3 protein-coding genes are annotated in these 2,391 nt (G+C 54.9%); all 3 read right to left on the minus strand.

Annotated features, from left to right (window positions below; all coding sequences use genetic code 11):
• The coding region (locus tag FDW87_RS03885; RefSeq protein WP_137379484.1) for an SDR family oxidoreductase at positions 1–601 on the minus strand (601 nt) is incomplete at its 3' end.
• Positions 601–1,095 (minus strand): heme utilization cystosolic carrier protein HutX, encoded by a 495-nt coding sequence (gene hutX, locus FDW87_RS03890; protein ID WP_016155886.1) that lies wholly within the window; start codon positions 1,093–1,095, stop codon positions 601–603. The genes FDW87_RS03885 and hutX, both read right to left, overlap by 1 nt.
• Positions 1,096–1,098: 3 nt before the next feature.
• Positions 1,099–2,391: heme anaerobic degradation radical SAM methyltransferase ChuW/HutW (gene hutW / locus FDW87_RS03895; RefSeq protein WP_252362991.1), on the minus strand; the 1,293-nt coding region annotated here is incomplete at its 5' end.

Here is a 2,391-nt window from a genome sequence, read left to right on the forward strand (position 1 = left end):
CAACCAAACTGTAAATCTGGTTATTAAGTGCTGGCGCAGTGGCCAGTTCGTGAATATGCTTCGCAACATCTGCACGCATTACAAAGCCGTGACACTCCTGAGCCTGTATTCGTTGCGCCTGGCCGGTGGCTGCACCGTTCAGCAAACCGCCGGGGCGGAGAATGGCGTAGTCCAGTCGACTGGTTTGTAGCCAGCTTTCAGCCAACGATTTTTCCCGTAAAGCCTGACCAAATGCGGCCTTTGCGCGTGAAGAAAGAAAAGGCCAACTGTCACCGCAGCCGAGTGAGGTCACCAGAATCATGCGCTTGATCTCCGCTTTTTCTGCTTCATCAATGACGGTTCTGTGCGCCAGATAATCCTGGGCGCCGCCCATGGAGGAGATCACCGTGGCATGTTGACCCGCTGCGCGACAGGCACAGGCGGTGACCTGACTATCGCAGGCGTCGCCGATGAAGACCTGCACACCTTTTTCCTGCAACCCTGCAGCGACCTGTGCGTTGCGAACGACAACAATCACCGGACGTTGTTCCGCCAGTGCGAGTTCAAGCGTTTTCGCACCGACGCCGCTACCACCCGCACCAAAAATGAGCCATGGAGCCATCAGGCATGTTCCTTTAAAGATGAAGACAACGCGTGAAAGGCGCTGACCTGTTCGGCCAGTAACTGTCGATGTTCATCCCGACCGAGGAAAATTTTGAACATCGCGCTACCCGCCTGGTTAAAGAAGAGAATGGACGCGGTGTCCATTCCCATAAATTTGCGTTCAATCAGGGCAATATGCGTACAGTTTTCTGCCTTGATATGACCGGTCATGCCTTTTTTGCCGCGCAGGTTGAAGTAGCCATGACGGTGGAATCCGGAAGGTAATTCCCCGGTGAATTCCAGAATGACATCAGCAGTATGGACCAGGGTGGTGACTTTGCCCCATTCGCTGACGGTTTCCCAGACAGTATCAAATTGATCGCCGGAAACCAGCGTCGGGGAGGGGAGGTTTTTCACCACCTCCAGCAGCGTGGTGTTGTACTGGGCAGCGATAGCTTCCAGCGTACCGTCCGGTTCAGTTTTCAAAAAATCCTGTAAAGAGACATGGCTCATAATTCACTCCTGGTATGGTTGTTCTACCGCAATGCGCGGCGCGTTAAGTGCCTGAATAAGTTCATCAAGAGACTGCAAAATATTGCTTGCCCAAAAACGCCCTTCATTGGTCAGGCGCACGCAGGTGCTGGCATCTCGCGTCAGTCCTGCGTGATGCCATTGGGTCAGTAGCGGGGTTAGTTTTTGTGCATGAGGCGTCAGTTCATCCAGCGGAACGCGGGCCGTTTCAATGCCCGCCTGGAGAGTGTGTCGCCACTGGAAACCACGCTCGGCGGTACGCATCATCATCATTAGCGGTTTTTTCCCGGCGGCGATAGATTCATGCCATGTCGTCAGATTGCGCTCGACCATCCAGGAATAGCCATTGACTGATCCCCCGGCACCTGAGCCGAATGCCAGACAGTCCGCTCCCTGTTTAATCAGCAGGTTGTACAGATTGCGTTCACGCGTGGTACGCGCCCAGTGGCTGTTGCTGATGCAGCGCCAGCCCGCGCTGTCCATGAAATCGCAACCCTGAAGATAGAGATCGCGACGTTCGGCGGGAGAGGGAACGGTTGTGCGCCCGGTTTCAACTGCTTTGCCAAGCGGTGTATTGGGGATCAGGTTCAGCGCATAAAGATCTACGCCGTCGAGGCCGATGTCACGGGCAATCGCCAGATCGTCGCCCCACAGTTTTGCATCTTGTCCTGGCAGACCAAACAACAGATCGCATACCACGGCGGCACGATCCCGTTTTACCAGCCCCTGCATAAAGGCAATTGCGGTCGGGCCGTCCGAGGTGCGCGCCATTTTCTTGCGGATCCGGCTGTTAAAAGATTGAATACCGATCGAAAACCGATTGGCACCAGCGTCAAGGCAGGCATCAATTCGCGCATCGTCAAAATTGAGCACTCGTCCCTCAATGGTAATTTCGCAGTCCGGCGCCAGCGGTAACTTTTCACGCAGCGCGGTGATGATTCTGCCCAGATCCCGTGCTGACAGCGCTGAAGGCGTACCGCCGCCAAAATAGACGGCGTGAATTGGGGCTGACTGATGTAATGCGCTATCGGCTTCCATCTCGATTTCGCGCAACAGCGCGTTGGTGTAGCGGGTGCAGTGATCTTCTTCGAACCGGTTTTGATAAAAACCGCAGAAAGTACAATGCGTTGCACAAAAAGGGATATGCAAGTACACCAGCCGTTTACGCGGCGGGGTAGGCTGGCTGATAACATCCTGCCAGGTTTGTGACAATAGCTCTTTGGCAATCGGGATCGCCCCGCGCCATGGCATTGTGGCGCGGCGATCCTTAAAGGGCTG

Source organism: Citrobacter sp. wls826, assembly GCF_005281245.1.
GTDB lineage: Bacteria > Pseudomonadota > Gammaproteobacteria > Enterobacterales > Enterobacteriaceae > Citrobacter > Citrobacter braakii.